Annotated in this window: 17 protein-coding genes; 7 read left to right on the top strand and 10 right to left on the bottom strand. The window is 74.7% G+C overall.

All coding sequences use genetic code 11. The features are described from left to right. Window positions 1–69: 69 nt before the first annotated feature. Both GCE86_RS20765 and GCE86_RS20770 read right to left on the bottom strand, forming a co-directional pair. Window positions 70–1,245, bottom strand: coding sequence for an NAD(P)-dependent malic enzyme (locus tag GCE86_RS20765; protein WP_091262329.1), 1,176 nt, complete (start codon window positions 1,243–1,245; stop codon window positions 70–72). 139 nt (window positions 1,246–1,384) lie between these two features. Further along, window positions 1,385–1,666, bottom strand: coding sequence for a S24/S26 family peptidase (locus GCE86_RS20770; RefSeq protein ID WP_239542860.1), 282 nt, complete (start codon window positions 1,664–1,666; stop codon window positions 1,385–1,387). A gap of 147 nt (window positions 1,667–1,813) precedes the next feature. Here GCE86_RS20770 and sodN point away from each other — a divergent pair, with 147 nt between their 5' ends. The 3 genes from sodN (at window position 1,814) to GCE86_RS20785 (ending at window position 3,179) form a co-directional block, all read left to right on the top strand. Beyond that, window positions 1,814–2,218: a superoxide dismutase, Ni gene (gene sodN, locus GCE86_RS20775; protein WP_091262331.1), complete on the top strand. Its 405-nt coding sequence runs from the start codon at window positions 1,814–1,816 to the stop codon at window positions 2,216–2,218. A gap of 65 nt (window positions 2,219–2,283) precedes the next feature. Continuing rightward, window positions 2,284–2,739, top strand: a complete 456-nt coding sequence (locus tag GCE86_RS20780) for a GNAT family N-acetyltransferase (RefSeq protein WP_154230605.1) — start codon at window positions 2,284–2,286, stop codon at window positions 2,737–2,739. A gap of 32 nt (window positions 2,740–2,771) precedes the next feature. Next, complete coding sequence (locus GCE86_RS20785; protein ID WP_154228506.1) at window positions 2,772–3,179, top strand: ATP-binding protein; 408 nt, start codon at window positions 2,772–2,774, stop codon at window positions 3,177–3,179. A gap of 11 nt (window positions 3,180–3,190) precedes the next feature. Here GCE86_RS20785 and GCE86_RS20790 read toward each other — a convergent pair whose 3' ends face one another. After that, a complete protein-coding gene (locus GCE86_RS20790) occupies window positions 3,191–3,580 on the bottom strand; it encodes a hypothetical protein (RefSeq protein WP_154228507.1) in 390 nt (129 codons plus the stop codon). Between the two features lie 43 nt (window positions 3,581–3,623). Here GCE86_RS20790 and GCE86_RS20795 point away from each other — a divergent pair, with 43 nt between their 5' ends. Next, complete coding sequence (locus GCE86_RS20795; RefSeq protein ID WP_154228508.1) at window positions 3,624–4,574, top strand: diacylglycerol/lipid kinase family protein; 951 nt, start codon at window positions 3,624–3,626, stop codon at window positions 4,572–4,574. 448 nt (window positions 4,575–5,022) lie between these two features. Then, window positions 5,023–5,280, top strand: a complete 258-nt coding sequence (locus GCE86_RS20800) for a WhiB family transcriptional regulator (protein WP_073834718.1) — start codon at window positions 5,023–5,025, stop codon at window positions 5,278–5,280. 62 nt (window positions 5,281–5,342) lie between these two features. On the opposite strand, the gene GCE86_RS20805 is transcribed toward GCE86_RS20800, so the two are convergent. The 5 genes from GCE86_RS20805 to GCE86_RS20820 all read right to left on the bottom strand — a co-directional run bounded on the left by GCE86_RS20805 (window position 5,343) and on the right by GCE86_RS20820 (window position 9,155). Further along, on the bottom strand, window positions 5,343–6,098 hold the full coding sequence (locus GCE86_RS20805; RefSeq protein WP_244317036.1) for a sirohydrochlorin chelatase: 756 nt from the start codon (window positions 6,096–6,098) through the stop codon (window positions 5,343–5,345). Continuing rightward, on the bottom strand, window positions 6,080–6,844 hold the full coding sequence (locus GCE86_RS20810) for a phosphoadenylyl-sulfate reductase (RefSeq protein WP_154228509.1): 765 nt from the start codon (window positions 6,842–6,844) through the stop codon (window positions 6,080–6,082). The genes GCE86_RS20805 and GCE86_RS20810 overlap by 19 nt, the downstream gene beginning before the upstream one ends. Then, on the bottom strand, window positions 6,841–6,999 hold the full coding sequence (locus GCE86_RS31690) for an IS1 family transposase (protein ID WP_139131928.1): 159 nt from the start codon (window positions 6,997–6,999) through the stop codon (window positions 6,841–6,843). Before GCE86_RS31690 ends, GCE86_RS20810 begins: the two co-directional genes overlap by 4 nt. Continuing rightward, window positions 6,996–8,708 (bottom strand): nitrite/sulfite reductase, encoded by a 1,713-nt coding sequence (locus GCE86_RS20815; protein ID WP_154228510.1) that lies wholly within the window; start codon window positions 8,706–8,708, stop codon window positions 6,996–6,998. Before GCE86_RS20815 ends, GCE86_RS31690 begins: the two co-directional genes overlap by 4 nt. Window positions 8,709–8,837: 129 nt before the next feature. After that, a complete protein-coding gene (locus GCE86_RS20820) occupies window positions 8,838–9,155 on the bottom strand; it encodes a hypothetical protein (protein WP_154228511.1) in 318 nt (105 codons plus the stop codon). Window positions 9,156–9,418: 263 nt separating this feature from the next. Here GCE86_RS20820 and GCE86_RS20825 point away from each other — a divergent pair, with 263 nt between their 5' ends. Continuing rightward, window positions 9,419–10,915, top strand: coding sequence for a glycosyltransferase family 39 protein (locus GCE86_RS20825; RefSeq protein ID WP_239542859.1), 1,497 nt, complete (start codon window positions 9,419–9,421; stop codon window positions 10,913–10,915). Between the two features lie 36 nt (window positions 10,916–10,951). Here GCE86_RS20825 and GCE86_RS20830 read toward each other — a convergent pair whose 3' ends face one another. Further along, window positions 10,952–12,499: a PAS domain-containing sensor histidine kinase gene (locus GCE86_RS20830; protein ID WP_154228512.1), complete on the bottom strand. Its 1,548-nt coding sequence runs from the start codon at window positions 12,497–12,499 to the stop codon at window positions 10,952–10,954. A gap of 25 nt (window positions 12,500–12,524) precedes the next feature. Further along, window positions 12,525–13,556 carry an SIS domain-containing protein gene (locus GCE86_RS20835; protein WP_154230608.1) on the bottom strand — a complete coding sequence of 344 codons (1,032 nt, stop codon included), beginning with the start codon at window positions 13,554–13,556 and terminating at the stop codon, window positions 12,525–12,527. Between the two features lie 184 nt (window positions 13,557–13,740). Here GCE86_RS20835 and GCE86_RS20840 point away from each other — a divergent pair, with 184 nt between their 5' ends. Beyond that, a complete protein-coding gene (locus GCE86_RS20840) occupies window positions 13,741–15,558 on the top strand; it encodes a tetratricopeptide repeat protein (RefSeq protein WP_154228513.1) in 1,818 nt (605 codons plus the stop codon). Window positions 15,559–15,578 lie beyond the last annotated feature (20 nt).

A 15,578-nucleotide genomic window follows, 5' to 3' on the forward strand; every position in this document is an offset into this window, starting at 1 on the left:
CAAGCTGAGCGCTCGTTCAGAAGGGGACCTTCCCCACAAAAGCCGTGGAGTTGGTCCCCCTCCGTACGGTCAGCGGCGGGCGACCCCGTCGCGGCGGGCCGCCTCGGCGACCGCCTCGGCGACGGCGGGGGCGACCCGCGGGTCAAGCGGGGAGGGCACGATCGCCTCCGGCGTCAGCGACTCGGCCACCACGTTGGCGATGGCGTCGGCCGCGGCCACCTTCATCCCGTCGGTGATCCGGGTAGCGCGGGCGTCCAGCGCGCCGCGGAACACGCCGGGGAAGGCGAGCACGTTGTTGATCTGGTTCGGGTAGTCGCTGCGCCCGGTGGCGACCACGGCCACGTGCCGGGCGGCCACCTCGGGGTGCACCTCCGGGGTGGGGTTGGCCAGCGCGAAGACGATGCCTCCGGGGGCCATGCCGGCCACCGCCGCCTCCGGGATCTGCCCGCCGGAGACGCCGACCAGGACGTCCGCGCCGCGCAGCGCCTCGGTGATGTCGCCCTGCCGTCCGTCGGCGTTGGTGGTCTCGGCCAGCTCGGCTTTGGTCCCGGTCAGCTCGCGGTGCCGGCCGATGATGCCCCGGGAGTCGCAGACCACCACCTGGTCCGGGTTGACGCCCCCGGCCACCAGCATCTTCGTCACCGCCACGCCGGCCGCGCCGGCGCCGCTGACGGCCACCCGCAGGTCGCCCAGCTTGCGGTTGAGCAGGGTGGCGGCGTTGCGCAGGGCGGCCAGCACCACGATGGCGGTGCCGTGCTGGTCGTCGTGGAAGACCGGGATGGGGAGCGCCTCGTCGAGCCGGCGCTCCACCTCGAAGCAGCGCGGGGCGCTGATGTCCTCCAGGTTGATCCCGCCGAACGAGGGTGCAAGCGCGCGCACCGTCGCCACGATCTCGTCCACGTCCTGGGTGTCCAGGCAGATCGGCACCGCGTCCACGCCCGCGAACTGCTTGAACAGCACCGCCTTGCCCTCCATGACCGGCAGCGCGGCGCGCGGGCCGATGTTGCCCAGGCCGAGTACGGCCGACCCGTCGGTGACCACCGCGACGGTGTGCGACACCCAGGTGTAGTCGTCGGCGAGGTCGGGGTCGGCGGCGATCGCCTCGCAGACCCGGGCCACACCCGGGGTGTACGCGAGGGAGAGGTCCTCCCGGCTGGTGAGCGGCACGGTCGAGGCGACGGCCATCTTGCCGCCGAGGTGCAGCCGGAAAACGGGATCAGCGGGGTCCGGGGTGGACGTAGGCATCGGTGACTCCAGGATCTGTCGAGCAGACGGACCGGCCGGCTCGGCACGCGCGGTCAGCGGCCAGCGGGGCGGCGGTGCGGGGGTCACCCGGGCACTTTCCGAGCATAGTCACGCATGCCGCACCGGGGTGTGATCGGGGTCATATCCGACGGGGCCCACCGGTGACCCGGCCGGGACGCGGCCAGTACCGGAGGACCACCCGGCCGCACACGTCCGCCACCCCGTACGCCCGGGAGTCGTCGGTGACCAGGCCGTTGTCGCCGCGCAGCCACCAGCCCCCGTCCTGCGGGCGGACCGCCCGCTTGACGACCAGCAGGTCGGGGCGGCTGCGGAAGACGGCCGCCACCACGTCGCCGGGGCGCACCGGGCGCCCCCCGGTACGCACCAGCACGGCGTCGCCGTGGCGCAGGGTCGGCGCCATGGACGGGCCGGTGACCAGGATCGGCACCAGGGGCCCGCGCAGTCGGTGATCCACCGCACCCACGGGGTTTCACCTCCCGCCCGCCGGGGAGCATCTCCAGGAGTAGTGTCGTCTTGGATCATCGCAAACATCCCATGGAGGACCCTGATGCGCCTTCCCCGCATCCTTACGCCCCGTGTGACCGCCAGCGCCCACTGCGACCTGCCGTGCGGCGTCTACGACCCGGCGCAGGCCCGGATCGAGGCCGAGTCGGTCAAAATGATCTGTGAGAAGTACCAGGCCAACACGGACCCGGAGTACCGCACGCGGGCCATCCTGATCAAGGAGCAGCGGGCCGAGCTGGTCAAGCACCACCTGTGGGTGCTCTGGACCGACTACTTCAAGCCGCAGCACTTCGAGAAGTACCCGCACCTGCACCAGCTCTTCAACGAGACCACCAAGCTCGCCGGCTCGGCCGGCGCCAAGGGCAGCATGGACCCGGCCGTCGCCGACCAGCTGCTGCAGAAGATCGACGAGATCGCCAAGATCTTCTGGGAGACCAAGCAGGCGTGAGCCTGCCCGCCCAGGCACCGACGATCCGGCCGGCGCGTCCCGAGGACGTGCCGGCCGTCGTCGCGATGGTGCACGAACTCGCCGACTACGAACGCGCCCCCGAGCAGTGCCACCTCACCGAGGAGCAGCTCACCGCCGCGCTCTTCGCCCCGGCGCCGGCGCTGTTCGGGCACGTCGCGGTCGACCCCGCCGACCGGCCGATCGGTTTCGCCCTCTGGTTCCTCAACTTCTCCACCTGGGAGGGCGTGCACGGCATCTACCTGGAGGACCTGTACGTCCGGCCGGCCGCCCGCGGCACCGGCGCGGGCCGGCTGCTGCTCGCCACCCTCGCCGCGATCTGCGTCGAGCGCGGCTACCGGCGGCTCGACTGGTGGATGCTCAACTGGAACCCGGCCGCCCGCTTCTACGCCGCCATCGGCGCCGCCCCGATGGACGAGTGGGTGCCGTACCGGCTGGCCGGGGCGGCGCTGCAGGGCCTCGCGGCGCAGGCGACGGCGGCCCCCACGCGGGCCGACGGCTGAGCGGGTAGAGTCCCGCACCGGGGGGATGAGGCGTGACTCAACTGACCGGCCAGCCGATGACGGACGACGACATCGTGCACCTCACGGTGCCCGCCGACGGCGGCTACCTGGGCGTGCTGCGCACCGCCACCGCCGGTCTCGCGGCCCGGCTCCAGTTCGCCCTCGACGAGATCGAGGACCTGCGCATCGCCGTCGACGAGGCGTGCGCCATGCTGCTCGCCATCGCCACCCGCGACGCCGAGCTGGAGTGCCGTTTCGCGGTCACCGAGGACGCGCTCACCGTCGAGGTGACCGTGCCGACCGTGCGGGGCGCCACGCTCCCCTCGGAGTCGTCCTTCGCCTGGAAGGTGCTCACCGCACTGACCACCGCGGCGAGCGCCCGGGCCGCCGACGGCCGGGCCACCATCGCCCTGCTCACCCGCCGCGCCTCCGGCTACTGACCGGCCCGGCGTCAGTCGAAGCCGAGCGCCCGGTTGGTCGGCGTGCTCACCAGCAGGCCGGCGACGCCGAGGCCGAGCACCATGAGCGGCACACCCAGCCAGCCGAGCCCGCCCTGGATCATGTAGTACCCGATCGGCAGCAGCATGAGCTGCAGCACGATGGCGGGCGCCCGGGCTCCGGACCGGCGACGGCCCAGCGCGGCCCCGAGCGCCCAGAGCGCGGCGGCACCGCCGATCGCGAACGCGGTCACCAGCAGCGCCGAGGTCAGGTGGGTGGTGCGCGCCGTCAGGTCGGACCAGATCAGCCAGACCGCGACCAGGCCGAGCGCCACCGCCTCGGCGCGCAGCAGGAGCACCGCCCAGCGGAGCGTGCCGGGAACCGGGCCGGAGTCGATCGTCACGCGCGACACGATACCCGTGGGTAGGCGCGGTACAGTGCCGCCCATGCGCGCCGTCCTGGTGGTCAACCCGAAGGCCACCACCACCAGCGAGCGCAGCCGGGACGTGCTGGTCCGGGCGCTGCGCAGCGAAGTCGACCTCTCGGTGCGGTACACGCGCCGGCGCGGCCACGCCATGGACCTGGCGCGGGAGGCCGCCCAGGAGGGCGTCGACCTGGTGGTGACGCTCGGTGGCGACGGCACGGTCAACGAGGTGGTGAACGGCCTCATGGCCGCCGAGCCGCCGACCTTCCGCACCGGGCAGACCCCGGCGGAGCGGCTGCCGGCGCTGGCCACCGTCCCCGGCGGTTCGACGAACGTCTTCGCCCGGGCGCTCGGCCTGCCGCGGGAGTGGCCGGACGGGACCAGCATGATCCTGGAGGGGCTGCGGCTGGGCCGGTCCCGCACCATCGGGCTGGGCCGTGCGGACGACCGCTACTTCACCTTCTGCGCCGGGTTCGGCATCGACGCGGCCGTCATCCAACGGGTCGAGCGGGCGCGGAAGCGGGGCCGCGTGTCCACGCCGGCGCTCTACTTCCGCTCGACGGTGAGCCAGTACTTCCTCGCCTCCGACCGGCGGCACCCGTCGATCAGCCTGGAGCGGCCGGGCGAGGTCGCCGAGACCGACCTGGGCACGGTCATCATCCAGAACACCGCGCCGTGGACGTACCTGGGCGACCGGGAGATCAACCCGAACCCGGAGGCGTCCTTCGACCTCGGGCTGGACGTGCTCGCCATGCGGCGGCTCAAGGTGGCCAGCACGGCACGGACGGTGACCCAGTTCTTCGCCCGCGAGCCCGATCCGCACGGCCGGCAGGTGCTCCGGCTGCACGACGTGGCGGAGTTCACCCTGCTCTCGGCGCGTCCGCTGGCCTTCCAGCTGGACGGCGACTACCTCGGCGAGCGGGAAAAAGTCAGATTCGCATCCGTCCCTGCCGCACTGAGAGTAATCTGCTAGGTCTCGGGTACTGCCGTCGGTTGACGCGGACCCCCGCATCGGAACGAGCGGAGGTCGCCACGCCGAACGGAAGGTGCCGGAAATGTCAGCAACGTCACGCAGACCGTACTATATTGATCCTCGACTGTGGCACGCCGGGTAACCAGAGCGCTCTGAAACCCGGACAAAAGGGTGGTGAGCCCGCTCACTGTTCGGAGTTTTTCCGAGCGGCACCCTTGACATCGCGGCCGTTCGTGAAAGTATTCACAAGCGAAGTCGTGTTACCGGGACATTGCCTGGATATGCTCGGCAGGTTGAGCTGTTCCAGCAGGTCCGCGGGTCGCAAGCCTGCTCACGCAGCGCCGAATTGATGGATGCTGACCGTCACCGATCGGCAATGCGGACGCATATAGGAATAGCAACGAAGCGTAATCTGGCCACCCATTTGAGAATGAGGAGTGTTGCCGCCATGGACTGGCGCCACGATGCCGTCTGCCGCGACGAGGACCCGGAGCTGTTCTTCCCCATCGGGACGTCCGGCCCGGCCCTCCTGCAGGTGGAGCAGGCCAAGGCCGTCTGCCGGCGCTGCCCGGTGACCGACCAGTGCCTCCAGTGGGCGCTGGAGTCCGGTCAGGACGCCGGCGTCTGGGGCGGGATGAGCGAGGAGGAGCGCCGCGCGGTGAAGCGCCGCGGCGGGCTCCGGGTGCTGCGCGCTCACTCCGCCTGATTCGCACACACACGCTGCACGCCCCGGCCGGGTTTCCGGCCGGGGCGTTCTGCTGTCCGGGTTCACACCCCGACCGGCACGGCGTCAACCCGGCGCAACACCAGGTCGGCGAGTTCCGGCAGGTCGGTCAGCGGGTCGGCGACCGCCACGGCACCGGCCCGCTCCGCCGAGGCGCGGACCGCGTCGTGGAACAGGCCCGGGGCCAGGAAGTAGGCGGCCACCGCCACCCGGCGGGCGCCCGCCGCGCGCAGCCGGGACACCGCGACGCCCGCCCCCGGGGGTGCCGCCGAGGCGTACGACACCTGGCAGGGCACGCCCAGCTCGGCGCCGAGCGCCGCGGCGACCCGCCCCACCGAACCCCGCGCCCGCGGATCCCGGGTGCCGGCCGCCGCCAGCACCACGCCGTCGAAGCCGCCCGGACCCGCCTCGGCCAGCCGCCGGCGCAGCCCCGCCAGCAGCCGGGCGTCCACCACCCCGTCCGCCGGCCCCAGCACGTCGGTCACCCGTACCTCGAGGTCCGCGCCGCCCGCGCGGGCCGCCGCCACCGCCGCCGGGACGTCGACCTTCCGGTGGTACGCGGCGGTCAGCAGCAGCGGCACCAGCACGGCCCGGGTGTGCCCGGCGCCGGCCAGGTCCCGCAGCACCGCGGCGGGACCGGGGTCGGTGTGGTCCAGCCAGCTCGGCAGCACCGGGACGCCGGGCCGGGCGGCCGCCACGGCCCGGGCCAGCGCCCGCGTCGCCTCGGCCGCCCGCGGATCCCGGCTGCCGTGCGCGACCAGCACCACCGGCGGCTCGGCCGTCAGGTGTGCAGGCCGCACTCGGTCTTCTCGAACATCGCCCAGCGGCCCGCCCGCGGGTCCTCCCCCGCGCGGGTGCGGCGGGTGCAGGGCCAGCAGCCGATCGAGCCGTAGCCCCGGGCGAACAACTCGTTGACGGGGATGTCGTAGCGGGCGATGTAGGCGTCCACGTCCCGCTGGGTCCACGCCGCGATCGGGTTGACCTTGACCTTGCCGCGCCGCGCGTCGAAGGCCACCACCGGCGTGTTGGCCCGGGTCGGCGACTCGTCCCGGCGCAGCCCGGCGGCCCAGGCGTCGTACCCGGTCAGCGCCCGCTCCAGCGGCTCCACCTTGCGCAGCTGGCAGCAGTCGTCCGGGGACTTGCTGAACAGCCGGGGCCCGTACTGGCCGTCCTGCTGCCCCACGGTCATCCGGGGCCGGATCGAGCGCACGGTCACCGGGAGCCGCCGGGCCACCTCGTCGCGGACCTTGAGCGTCTCCGGGAAGTGCAGGCCGGTGTCCAGGAAGACCACGTCGACCCCGGGGGCGACCCGGGAGACCAGGTGGGCCAGCACGCCGTCGGCCATCGAGCTCGTCACGCAGAACCGGTCGCCGAAGGTCTCGGCGGCCCAGCGGGCGATCTCCAGCGCGGGCGCGCCCTCCAGCTCCCGGCCGGCCCGCTCGGCCAGCGCGCGCAGCTCCTCCGGGTCGCGCCGGGCCGGGTCGGCCGGGGGCGGCCCGCCGATCCCCACCAGGCCCAGGCCGGTGGCGGACCGCAGGGCGCTCACCGGGTCACCGCCCGGCTCAGCAGCCCGGTGAACTTCACGGTGAAGACCCGGGCGCAGGCGTGGCACTCCCAGGCGCCGTGCCCGGCCTCGTGCGGCCGGAGGTCCTCCTCACCGCAGTAGGGGCAGTAGAGAGGCGCAGATCGGGCATCGCTCATCGCAATTCCTCCTCGTCGACCCTGATCACCCAGTTGGCGAAGCTCTCGCCCTCGCTCCGGCCGGCCAGGTAGCGGCGGGCCAGCCGTTCCACGTACTCCGGAAGTTCGTCGGCGGTGGTCTTCAGGCCGCGCAGCTTGCGGCCGAAGCCGGCGGTCTGCCCCGCGGCCATGCCCAGGCCGCCGCCGAGATGCACCTGGAAACCCTCCACCTGCCGGCCGTCCGGGCCCACGACGAGCTGGCCCTTCAGGCCGATGTCGGCCACCTGCGTGCGGGCGCAGGCGTTCGGGCAGCCGTTGAGGTGGATGGAGATGTCGGCGTCGAAGTCGCGCAGCCGCTCCTCCAGCCGGGCCACCAGTTCCTCGCCGCGCCGCTTCGTCTCGACGATGGCCAGCTTGCAGAACTCGATGCCGGTGCAGGCCATGGTGCCGCGCCGCCAGGCCGACGGCCGGGCCTCCAGGCCGATCCCGCGCAGCTCCGCCACCAGCGAGTCGGTGCGCTCCGGCGCCACGTCCAGCACCAGCAGCTTCTGGTACGGGGTGAGCCGCACCCGGCCGCTGCCGTGCGCCTCGGCCACGTCGGCGAGGCGGGCGAGCTGGGTGCCGGAGACGCGGCCCACCACCGGCGCGGCGCCGACGTAGTTGGCGCCGTCGCGCTGCCGGTGCACACCGATGTGGTCGACCGGCTTCGCGGGCAGCGTCGCGGCCGGGCCGTCGAGCAGCGCCCGGCCCAGGTATTCCTTTTCCAGCACCTCGCGGAACTTCGCCACGCCCCAGTCGGCTACCAGGAACTTCAGCCGCGCGCGGTTGCGCAGACGGCGGTAGCCGTAGTCGCGGAAGATGCCGACGACCCCGGCCCAGACGTCCGGCACCTCGGCCAGCGGCACCCAGACGCCGAGGCGCTTGGCCAGCATGGGGTTGGTGGACAGGCCGCCGCCCACCCAGACGTCGAAGCCGGGACCGTGGTCGGGGTGCTCGACACCGAGGAAGGCGATGTCGTTCGCCTCGTACGGGGTGTCGACCAGCCAGGAGATCGAGGTCTTGAACTTGCGGGGCAGGTTCGAGTACGCCTTGTCGCCGACGTACCGGCGGACGATCTCGTCGACCGCCGGGGTCGGGTCGAGCACCTCGTCCCGCGCCACCCCGGCGACCGGGCTGCCCAGCACGACCCGGGGGCAGTCGCCGCACGCCTCGGTGGTCTGCAGGCCGACCGCCTCGAGCCGGCGCCAGATCTCCGGCATGTCCTCGACCCGGATCCAGTGGTACTGGATGTTCTGCCGGTCGGTGATGTCGGCGGTGTCCCGGGCGAACTCCCGCGAGATGTCGGCGACGACCCGGAGCTGGGCCAGGCTCAGCTCACCGCCGTCCACCCGCACCCGGAGCATGAAGAACTCGTCCTCGAGCTCGTGCGGCTCCAGCACGGCCGTGCGCCCGCCGTCGATGCCGGCCCGGCGCTGCGTGTAGAGGCCCCACCAGCGGAACCGGCCACGCAGATCCTGCGGGTCGATCGAGGCGAAGCCCCGGTGCGCGTAGATGTTCTCGATCCGGGCCCGCACGTTCAGCGGGTCGTCGTCCTTCTTGATCCGCTCGTTGGGGTTGAGCGGCTCGCGGTGCCCGAGCGCCCACTGCCCCTCACCACGGGGCCGGCGGGGAGCCCGGGCGGCCGGCGCCGGGGCGTCGGGCCGGGTCGTGGTGGTGCTGCTGACCGCCATCGCGGCGTCCTCCGTTGTCTGCTGTGCCTGGAAGCGCGGACGCGGCGGCCGGCCCTGGTGAGGGCCGAGGACGGCGGTGTCGGTGACGGCCGGCGCGGAACGCGCCCGAGACGGATGGGTCGGGCGTCGTCAGTCGGCCGGACAGATCGCGCTGCGGACGCGGCCGTAATCGACGTGGCGACGGGCCACGAAGCGGCGGATGACAGCGGCGGTCATAGGCCTCATGCTCCCACAGCCGGTGAGGACCGGCCAATGACTGCGTGTGTGATCCCACATCACGGGCAGCCGCCGCACTGTGCCGGCTGGTACGCTCCCCCGCCCCTCATCATCCTCGTCGCCGTGCTGATCGGCCTCCTCGTGGTCGCTGCCGGCGTGCTGGTTCACCGCCTGGCCGGCACGACCGACGACGACCCGGGACCTGAGGAGCAGCGGAGTGCTGGCGGTCACCGTCACGGCGTAGTCGCGGGCCCGTCCGGGCACGGGCCACCTCGCGACCGCCTGTCGAGCTGACGTCGCAAACGACTCAGCGGTGGCACCACACCCCGCGGGACATCACCACCGACTCAGCTCGATAGGCGCCCGACAGCAACCTGCGAGGCGGCAGAACGCCGGCACGGCGAAGACTGTCCGGGATCCGGCGGCGCGGCGACAGCGGCCGGGTGGAGGCAAATCGGCGGACCGGCCCGGGCGGGTGCCGCCGCCGTGTGACGCTGCGGGATGTGACCGCGCCCGCCGAGTCCGCACGGTCCCGCGACCGTCGGGACTGGCTCATTTGGGCGGTCCCCGGCCTGGTCACCCTCGTGGTCACGCTCGCCGGGATCGGGCACGCGCAGCCGTGGCGGGACGAGCTGGCGACGTGGAGCGCCGCCACCCGATCGGTGCCCGACCTGGGCCGGCTGGCCGGCACCATCGACGCCGCGACCGGCCCGTACTACCTGCTCATGCACGGCTGGACCGCACTGTTCGGCACCTCCCCGACGGCGCTGCGGCTGCCGTCCGCGCTGGCCATGGCGGGTGCCGCCGCCCTCACGGCCCGGCTCGGCGCGCGCCTGGTCGGTCCCCGGGCCGGGCTGCTCGCCGGGCTGCTCCTCGCCGTGCTGCCGAGCACCTCCCGGTACGGCCAGGAGGCGCGACCCTACGCGCTGGCGGCCCTGCTCGCCGTGCTGGCCACGCTGCTGCTCGTCGGGGCGCTGGGCCGGCCGACGTGGCGGCGCTGGGCCGGGTACGCGCTCGCCGTCGCCGCCCTGGGACTGCTCCACCTCATCGCCCTCACCCTGCTCGCGGCGCACGCCCTCGCGGTGCTGCTGGTCGTTGCGCGCGGCCCCGGCCCGGCCGGCATCGACTCCCATGCGGCAGGTGCCGGCCGACGTGGCCTGCTCTGGCGGTGGCTGGTGGCGGTGCTGCCGGCGGTCGTGCTGGTCGCGCCGCTGGTGCTCCAGGCCCGGGGCCAGCGCGGGCGCCAGCTCGACTGGGTACGTCTGGTCCGCATCGACGACCTGGCCGCGCTGCCCGGCGGACTGGCACAGAGCGGGGTGGCCGGTGGCCTGCTCGTCGGCCTCGCCGCGCTGGGGGCGGCCCGGCTCGGCCGGCGGGCGCTGCTCCCGGGCGCGGCCGTCCTGCTGCCGGTGCTGCTGCTCTTCGCCGCCGGCACGGCGGTGCCGCTCTGGGTGACCCGGTACCTCTTCTTCACGGTGCCGTTCGCCTGCCTGCTGGCCGGTGCGGCGCTGGCCGGCGTACGGCTGGCGCCGGCGCTGGCCGTGGTCACCCTGGCCGGCCTGCTCGGGCTGCCCGACCAGGCGGCGCTCCGGCGCACCCACGAGTGGCCGCGGACCGCTCCCGTGGACTACGCGGGCGTGGCGCGGATCGTCGCCGAGCACGAGCAGCCGGGCGACGCGATCGTCTACTCGCCCCGGCAGAGCTGGCTCTTCCCGGACCTCGGGCTGGCGTACCATCTGGGGTCGCGCCGGCCGCGCGACGTGCTGGTGGTGCACGACCAGCGGCAGCGCGCGGACCTCTGGGCCGCCGAGTGCGACCGGCCGGCGGAGTGCCTGGCCGGTGTGGACCGGGTGTGGCTGGTGGTGACCGGCCGGCGCGCCGACCCGCTGGCGGCGGTGCCCGGCGCCAAGGGCGACGCCCTGCGTGACGGCTTCACGGTCCGCCAGGTGTGGCCCCGCCCCGGCCTCACGGTCGCCCTCCTCAGCCGATGACCGGTCCGAAGCCGGTGACCGCGGCGGAGGACGGGATCAGCCGGCGAGGCGGTCGGCGGTGCCGCGGGCCAGCGGGACCACCAGCACGGCCTCGGTGCCGCCCTCGGCGCCGTTGCGCAGCTCGATGGTGCCGCGCAGCTCGCCGGTGACCAGGGCCCGGACGATCTGCAGGCCGAGGTTGCCGCCCTTCTCGGCGTCGAACTGGGCGGGCAGCCCCCGGCCGTTGTCGGCGACCGAGACGTGCAGCTGCTTGCGGAACCGGTGCGCGGTGACCACCACGGCCGGCTCCGGTGCGCCCTCCGGTGCGGGCGCGCCCTCCTCACCGGCCGGCGGGAAGCCGTGCTCGACGGCGTTGAGCAGCAGCTCGTTGAGGACCATCACCAGCGAGGTGGCGATCTCGGCCGGCAGCACGCCGAAGCTCCCCTGGCGGCGCATGCCGACGGTCACCTCGGTGGCCGCCACCTCGGTGGCCGCGCTGGCCACCCGGTCGACGATGCCGTCGAACTCGACCGCCTCGTCGCTGGACATGGAGAGCGTCTCGTGGACCAGGGCGATGGAGGCGACCCGGCGTACCGACTCCTCCAGGGCGACCCGGGCCTCGGGCATGGCCACCCGGCGGGCCTGGAGGCGGAGCAGCGCGGCCACGGTCTGGAGGTTGTTCTTCACCCGGTGGTGGATCTCCCGGATGGTGGCGTCCTTGGTGATCAGGGCGCGGTCGCGACGGCGTACCTCGGTGATGTCGCGGACCAGCACCAGCGCGCCGATCGGCACGCCCGCGGGCATGAGCGGCAGCGCCCGGGTGAGCATGGTGGCGCCCCGGGCGTCGATCTCCCGCCGGGGCGGGGCGTCGCCGCGCAGCGCGGCGAGCACGGCGTTCGCCGCGTCGGTGCCTTCGAGCGGGTCGCCGGCGAGCCGGCTGTGCAGCTTGGCCAGGTCCTCCCCCACGAGGTGGGAGGCGTAGCCCAGGCGGCGGTACGCGGACTGCGCGTTGGGGCTGGCGTAGGTCACCTTGCCGTTGGCGTCGAGCCGGACCAGGCCGTCCCCGACGCGGGGCGCCGAGGTGGTCTCGCCCGGGTGCCGGGGCGGCGGGAAGGTGCCGTCGGCGATCATCTGCGCGAGGTCGTCGGCGGTGGTCAGGTAGTTCAGTTCGAGCTGGCTGGGCGTGCGCGCGGTGGAGAGGTTGGTGTCCCGGCCGACCACGGCAACGACCTCGCCGGACTCCCCGTCGGCGGTGCGCAGCCGCACCGGGATGGCCTCGTGCCGGGCGGGCACGTCGCCGTACCAGACCGGGTCGCCCTCGCGCCAGATGCGGCCCTGCCGGTGGGCGACCTCCAGGTGCGCCACCTCGGGCCCGCCGACGATCCGGCCGACCTGGTCGTCCAGGTACGCGGTCGGCGCGGTCGTCGGGCGGACCTGGGCCACGCAGAGGAACGTGCCGTCGCCGTCGACCGGCACCCAGAGCAGCAGGTCGGCGAAGGACAGGTCGGAGAGGAGCTGCCAGTCGCCGGCGATCCGGTGCAGGTGGTCGATGTCGGCCGGCCGGAGCGCGGTGTGCTCCTCGGCGAGGTCACGGAGGGTGGACACGCTGACCAGCGTGCCACGCCGGGCCTCACATCGTCGCCGTGACCTTCTTCAACCCGCGCGGGGCGTCCGGGTCCTCGCCCCGGGTCAGGGCCAGGGCCAGGGCGAGCCGCTGCAACGGCAGGATGTCGAGCAGCGGCGCATACCGCTCGTCGACCTCGGGCACGGCCATCCGGGCGGTCGCCTCGACGTCGGCGGACCCGACCACCACCACGTCGGCGCGGCGCTCGCCGAGCCGGGGCAGCACCTCCCGCATCGACTGCCCGCCGGGCCCGGAGCCCACCACGGCGAGCACCGGCACGTCCGGGTCGGTCATGGCGAGCGGGCCGTGCAGCAGGTCGGCGCCGGAGAAGGCGAGCGCCGGCAGGTAGGAGGTCTCCATGAGCTTCAGCGCCGCCTCGCGCGCCGTCGGGTAGGCGTAGCCCCGGCCGGTGGTGACCAGCTGGGCGGCGAACCGGTAGCGCGGGGCGAGCTGGGCCGGGGTGGCGTCGGACAGGGTGCGCTCGGCCAGCTCGGGCAGGCGGGCCAGGCAGGCCTGCTCCTCGGCGGGGAGGACGCCGTCGCCGGCGCGTACCCCCTCGATGAGCATGAGCAGCGCGAGCAGTTCGGCGGTGTAGGTCTTGGTGGCGGCGACGGCCCGCTCGTGCCCGGCGGCGATGTCGATGCTCAGCTCGGCGGTTTCCACCAGCCGCGACTCGGGGTTGTTGGTCACGGCCAGGGTGAGCGCGCCGGATTCCCGGGCCACCCGCAGCACCTCGGCCAGGTCGGGCGAGCCGCCGCTCTGGCTGACCCCCACCACCAGGGCGTCGGAGAGGTCCGGCCGGGCGCCGAAGACGGTGACGGCGCTCGGCGAGGCGAGCCCGGCGGGCAGGTTGAGCCGGATCTCCGTGAGGTAGGCCGCGTAGAGCGCCGCGTGGTCGGAGGTGCCGCGGGCCGTGAAGACCACGTGGCGGGGCCGGCGCTCGGCGATCACCGCCGCTACCCGGGCGATCGCCCCGGCGTGCTCGGCGGAGAGCAGGCGGTCGTAGCCGGCCGGCTGCTCGTCGATGTCGGCGGCCATCCCGGCCCCTGGACGCGTCACGGAAGACCCCCTCCTGCGCGATTGCCGCGCGTTCGGTGCTCAGTCTTGCACCTTTCGGCGGCAGCAAGCAACGGAACGAACAGGAGTGCGCAGTGGATCACCATGGGCTCGCATGATCCCCTAGGCTTGCCCGGCTGGCGGACCGACCACCCGAGAGGACGACGTGCCCGAGGACGACCCCGCTCTCTCGGCGGAGGAGGAGCTCGCGCTGGCCCGGCTGGCGCTGGCCGAGGGGGACCTCCGGCACGCCGCCGGCCACGTGGCCGCCGCCCTCGTCCAGGCCCCCACGCTGCCCGAGGTGCACGAGACGCTCGCCCGGATCGCCGCGGCCAGCGGCGGCGATCTCGACCTCTTCCCGCTCGGCCACCACGCCTTCGTGGGCGCCGTGGTGGCCCGCGCCCACCTGCTCGCCGCCGCCGGCCGGCCCGCCGAGGGGCTCGACCTGCTGGCCGCGGCCACCGGTTACGCCCCCGGCGCCCAGTGGGCCGCCGTGCCGTGGGTGACCGCACCCGACCTGCCCGAACGGCTCGACCCCGAGCGCACCGCCCGCATCCTCATGCAGGTCTGCGCGGCCGCGCCCGACCCGGTCCCGCGCCGGTTGCGCGAACCGCTGCGCCCGTACCTCGCCCTGGCCCGCAACGCGGTCACCGTGCACCCGGCCCACCCGCTGCTGCTGGGCGCGGCGTCCGCGCTGGCCCGGCGCCTCGGCGAGGTCGCCCTCGCCGTCACCTGGGCCTCCCGCGGGGTACGCGCACAGCGCACCAAACTCGGCGAGGTGTGGCTCGGGTACGCGTACCGGAGCGCCGGCCGGACCCGGGACGCGCTCGCCGCGCTGGAACGGGCGGTCGCCCTCGACCCCGACGACCTGGCGGTCTACGCCGACATCGCCGGTACCCTCGCTGACAACGGCCGGCTCGACGAGGCGCTGGGCTGGATCGACCGCGCCCTGGCCAAGGACCCGACCTTCGACTGCGCCGTGCACACCGCCCACCGGCTGCGCTTCCAGCGCGACGGGGACGTGGCGCACCTCGTGGCCCTCGCCGACTTCGTCCGGGACCACCCCGACGACACCCACGAGCACGGCGACCTGGCCGAGTGCTGCCGCGGCCGCCCCTGGCTCGGCCAGGTGACCCCGGCCGGCGGGCCGGTGCTGGACGCGCTGCGGCAGGCGCTCGCCGCCGACGCCCCCGTCGCCGTACGCCTCGACGGGCTCGAACCGCCGAGCGCCATGCGCACGGTGGCGGCCGCCGCGCCGGGGCTGGCCGTCGAGGTGACCGCGGTGGCCGACCCGGACCCGCGCGAACCCCGCCGGGCCACCACCCGCCAGCTCTGGCGGTACGACGGCACGGTGGCCGCCCCCACGCTGCCGACCCCCTCGCCCGAGGCGGCGGACCGGATCCGGCAGCTCGCCCAGCCGGCCTGGCCGCACCCGCCGGCCGCGTACGACGCCGCGGTCGGACTGGCCACCCTGGACCTCGCCGACCTGCTCGGCCTGCTCGTGCACCCGCCGGCCGCGCCGGCCACCGCCCTCGGGCGGGTGCTCGCCGGCCAGGACCCGTCGCTCTGGGTGCGCTGCGTGCAGGTCTGGGCCTGCCTCGGCCTGCTGCACCACCGCACCGACGAGCCGTGGGCGGAGTCGACCCGGCGGCGGGTGCTGCTGGAACTGCTCTGGGGCGTGGAGGACTGGATCACCGAGGCGGCGCTGTTCGCCCTGGTCACCGCCGCCTGGGTGGACCCGGCCGTACGCCCCGACGTGGCCCGGGTGGTGGCCGAGCGGCTCGCCGACGTGGTGGCCGTGGCCCGCGAGCGCCGGATGCCGATCGCGGTGTCCCTGGCCCACCTGGCGCTGGCCACCCCGGACCTCGACCCGGCCACCCGCGCCCTGGCCGGCACCCTGGCCGGCGGCCCGGCCCCGGCCACCCGGCCCGGGCCCCTCCGCCGCCTCTGGCACCGGCTCACCACGCTCCTCCGGCGCGGCTGACCGCCCCGAAGCGCGGCGCG

The sequence above is a fragment of the Micromonospora terminaliae genome (assembly GCF_009671205.1).
Taxonomy (GTDB): Bacteria; Actinomycetota; Actinomycetes; order Mycobacteriales; family Micromonosporaceae; genus Micromonospora; species Micromonospora terminaliae.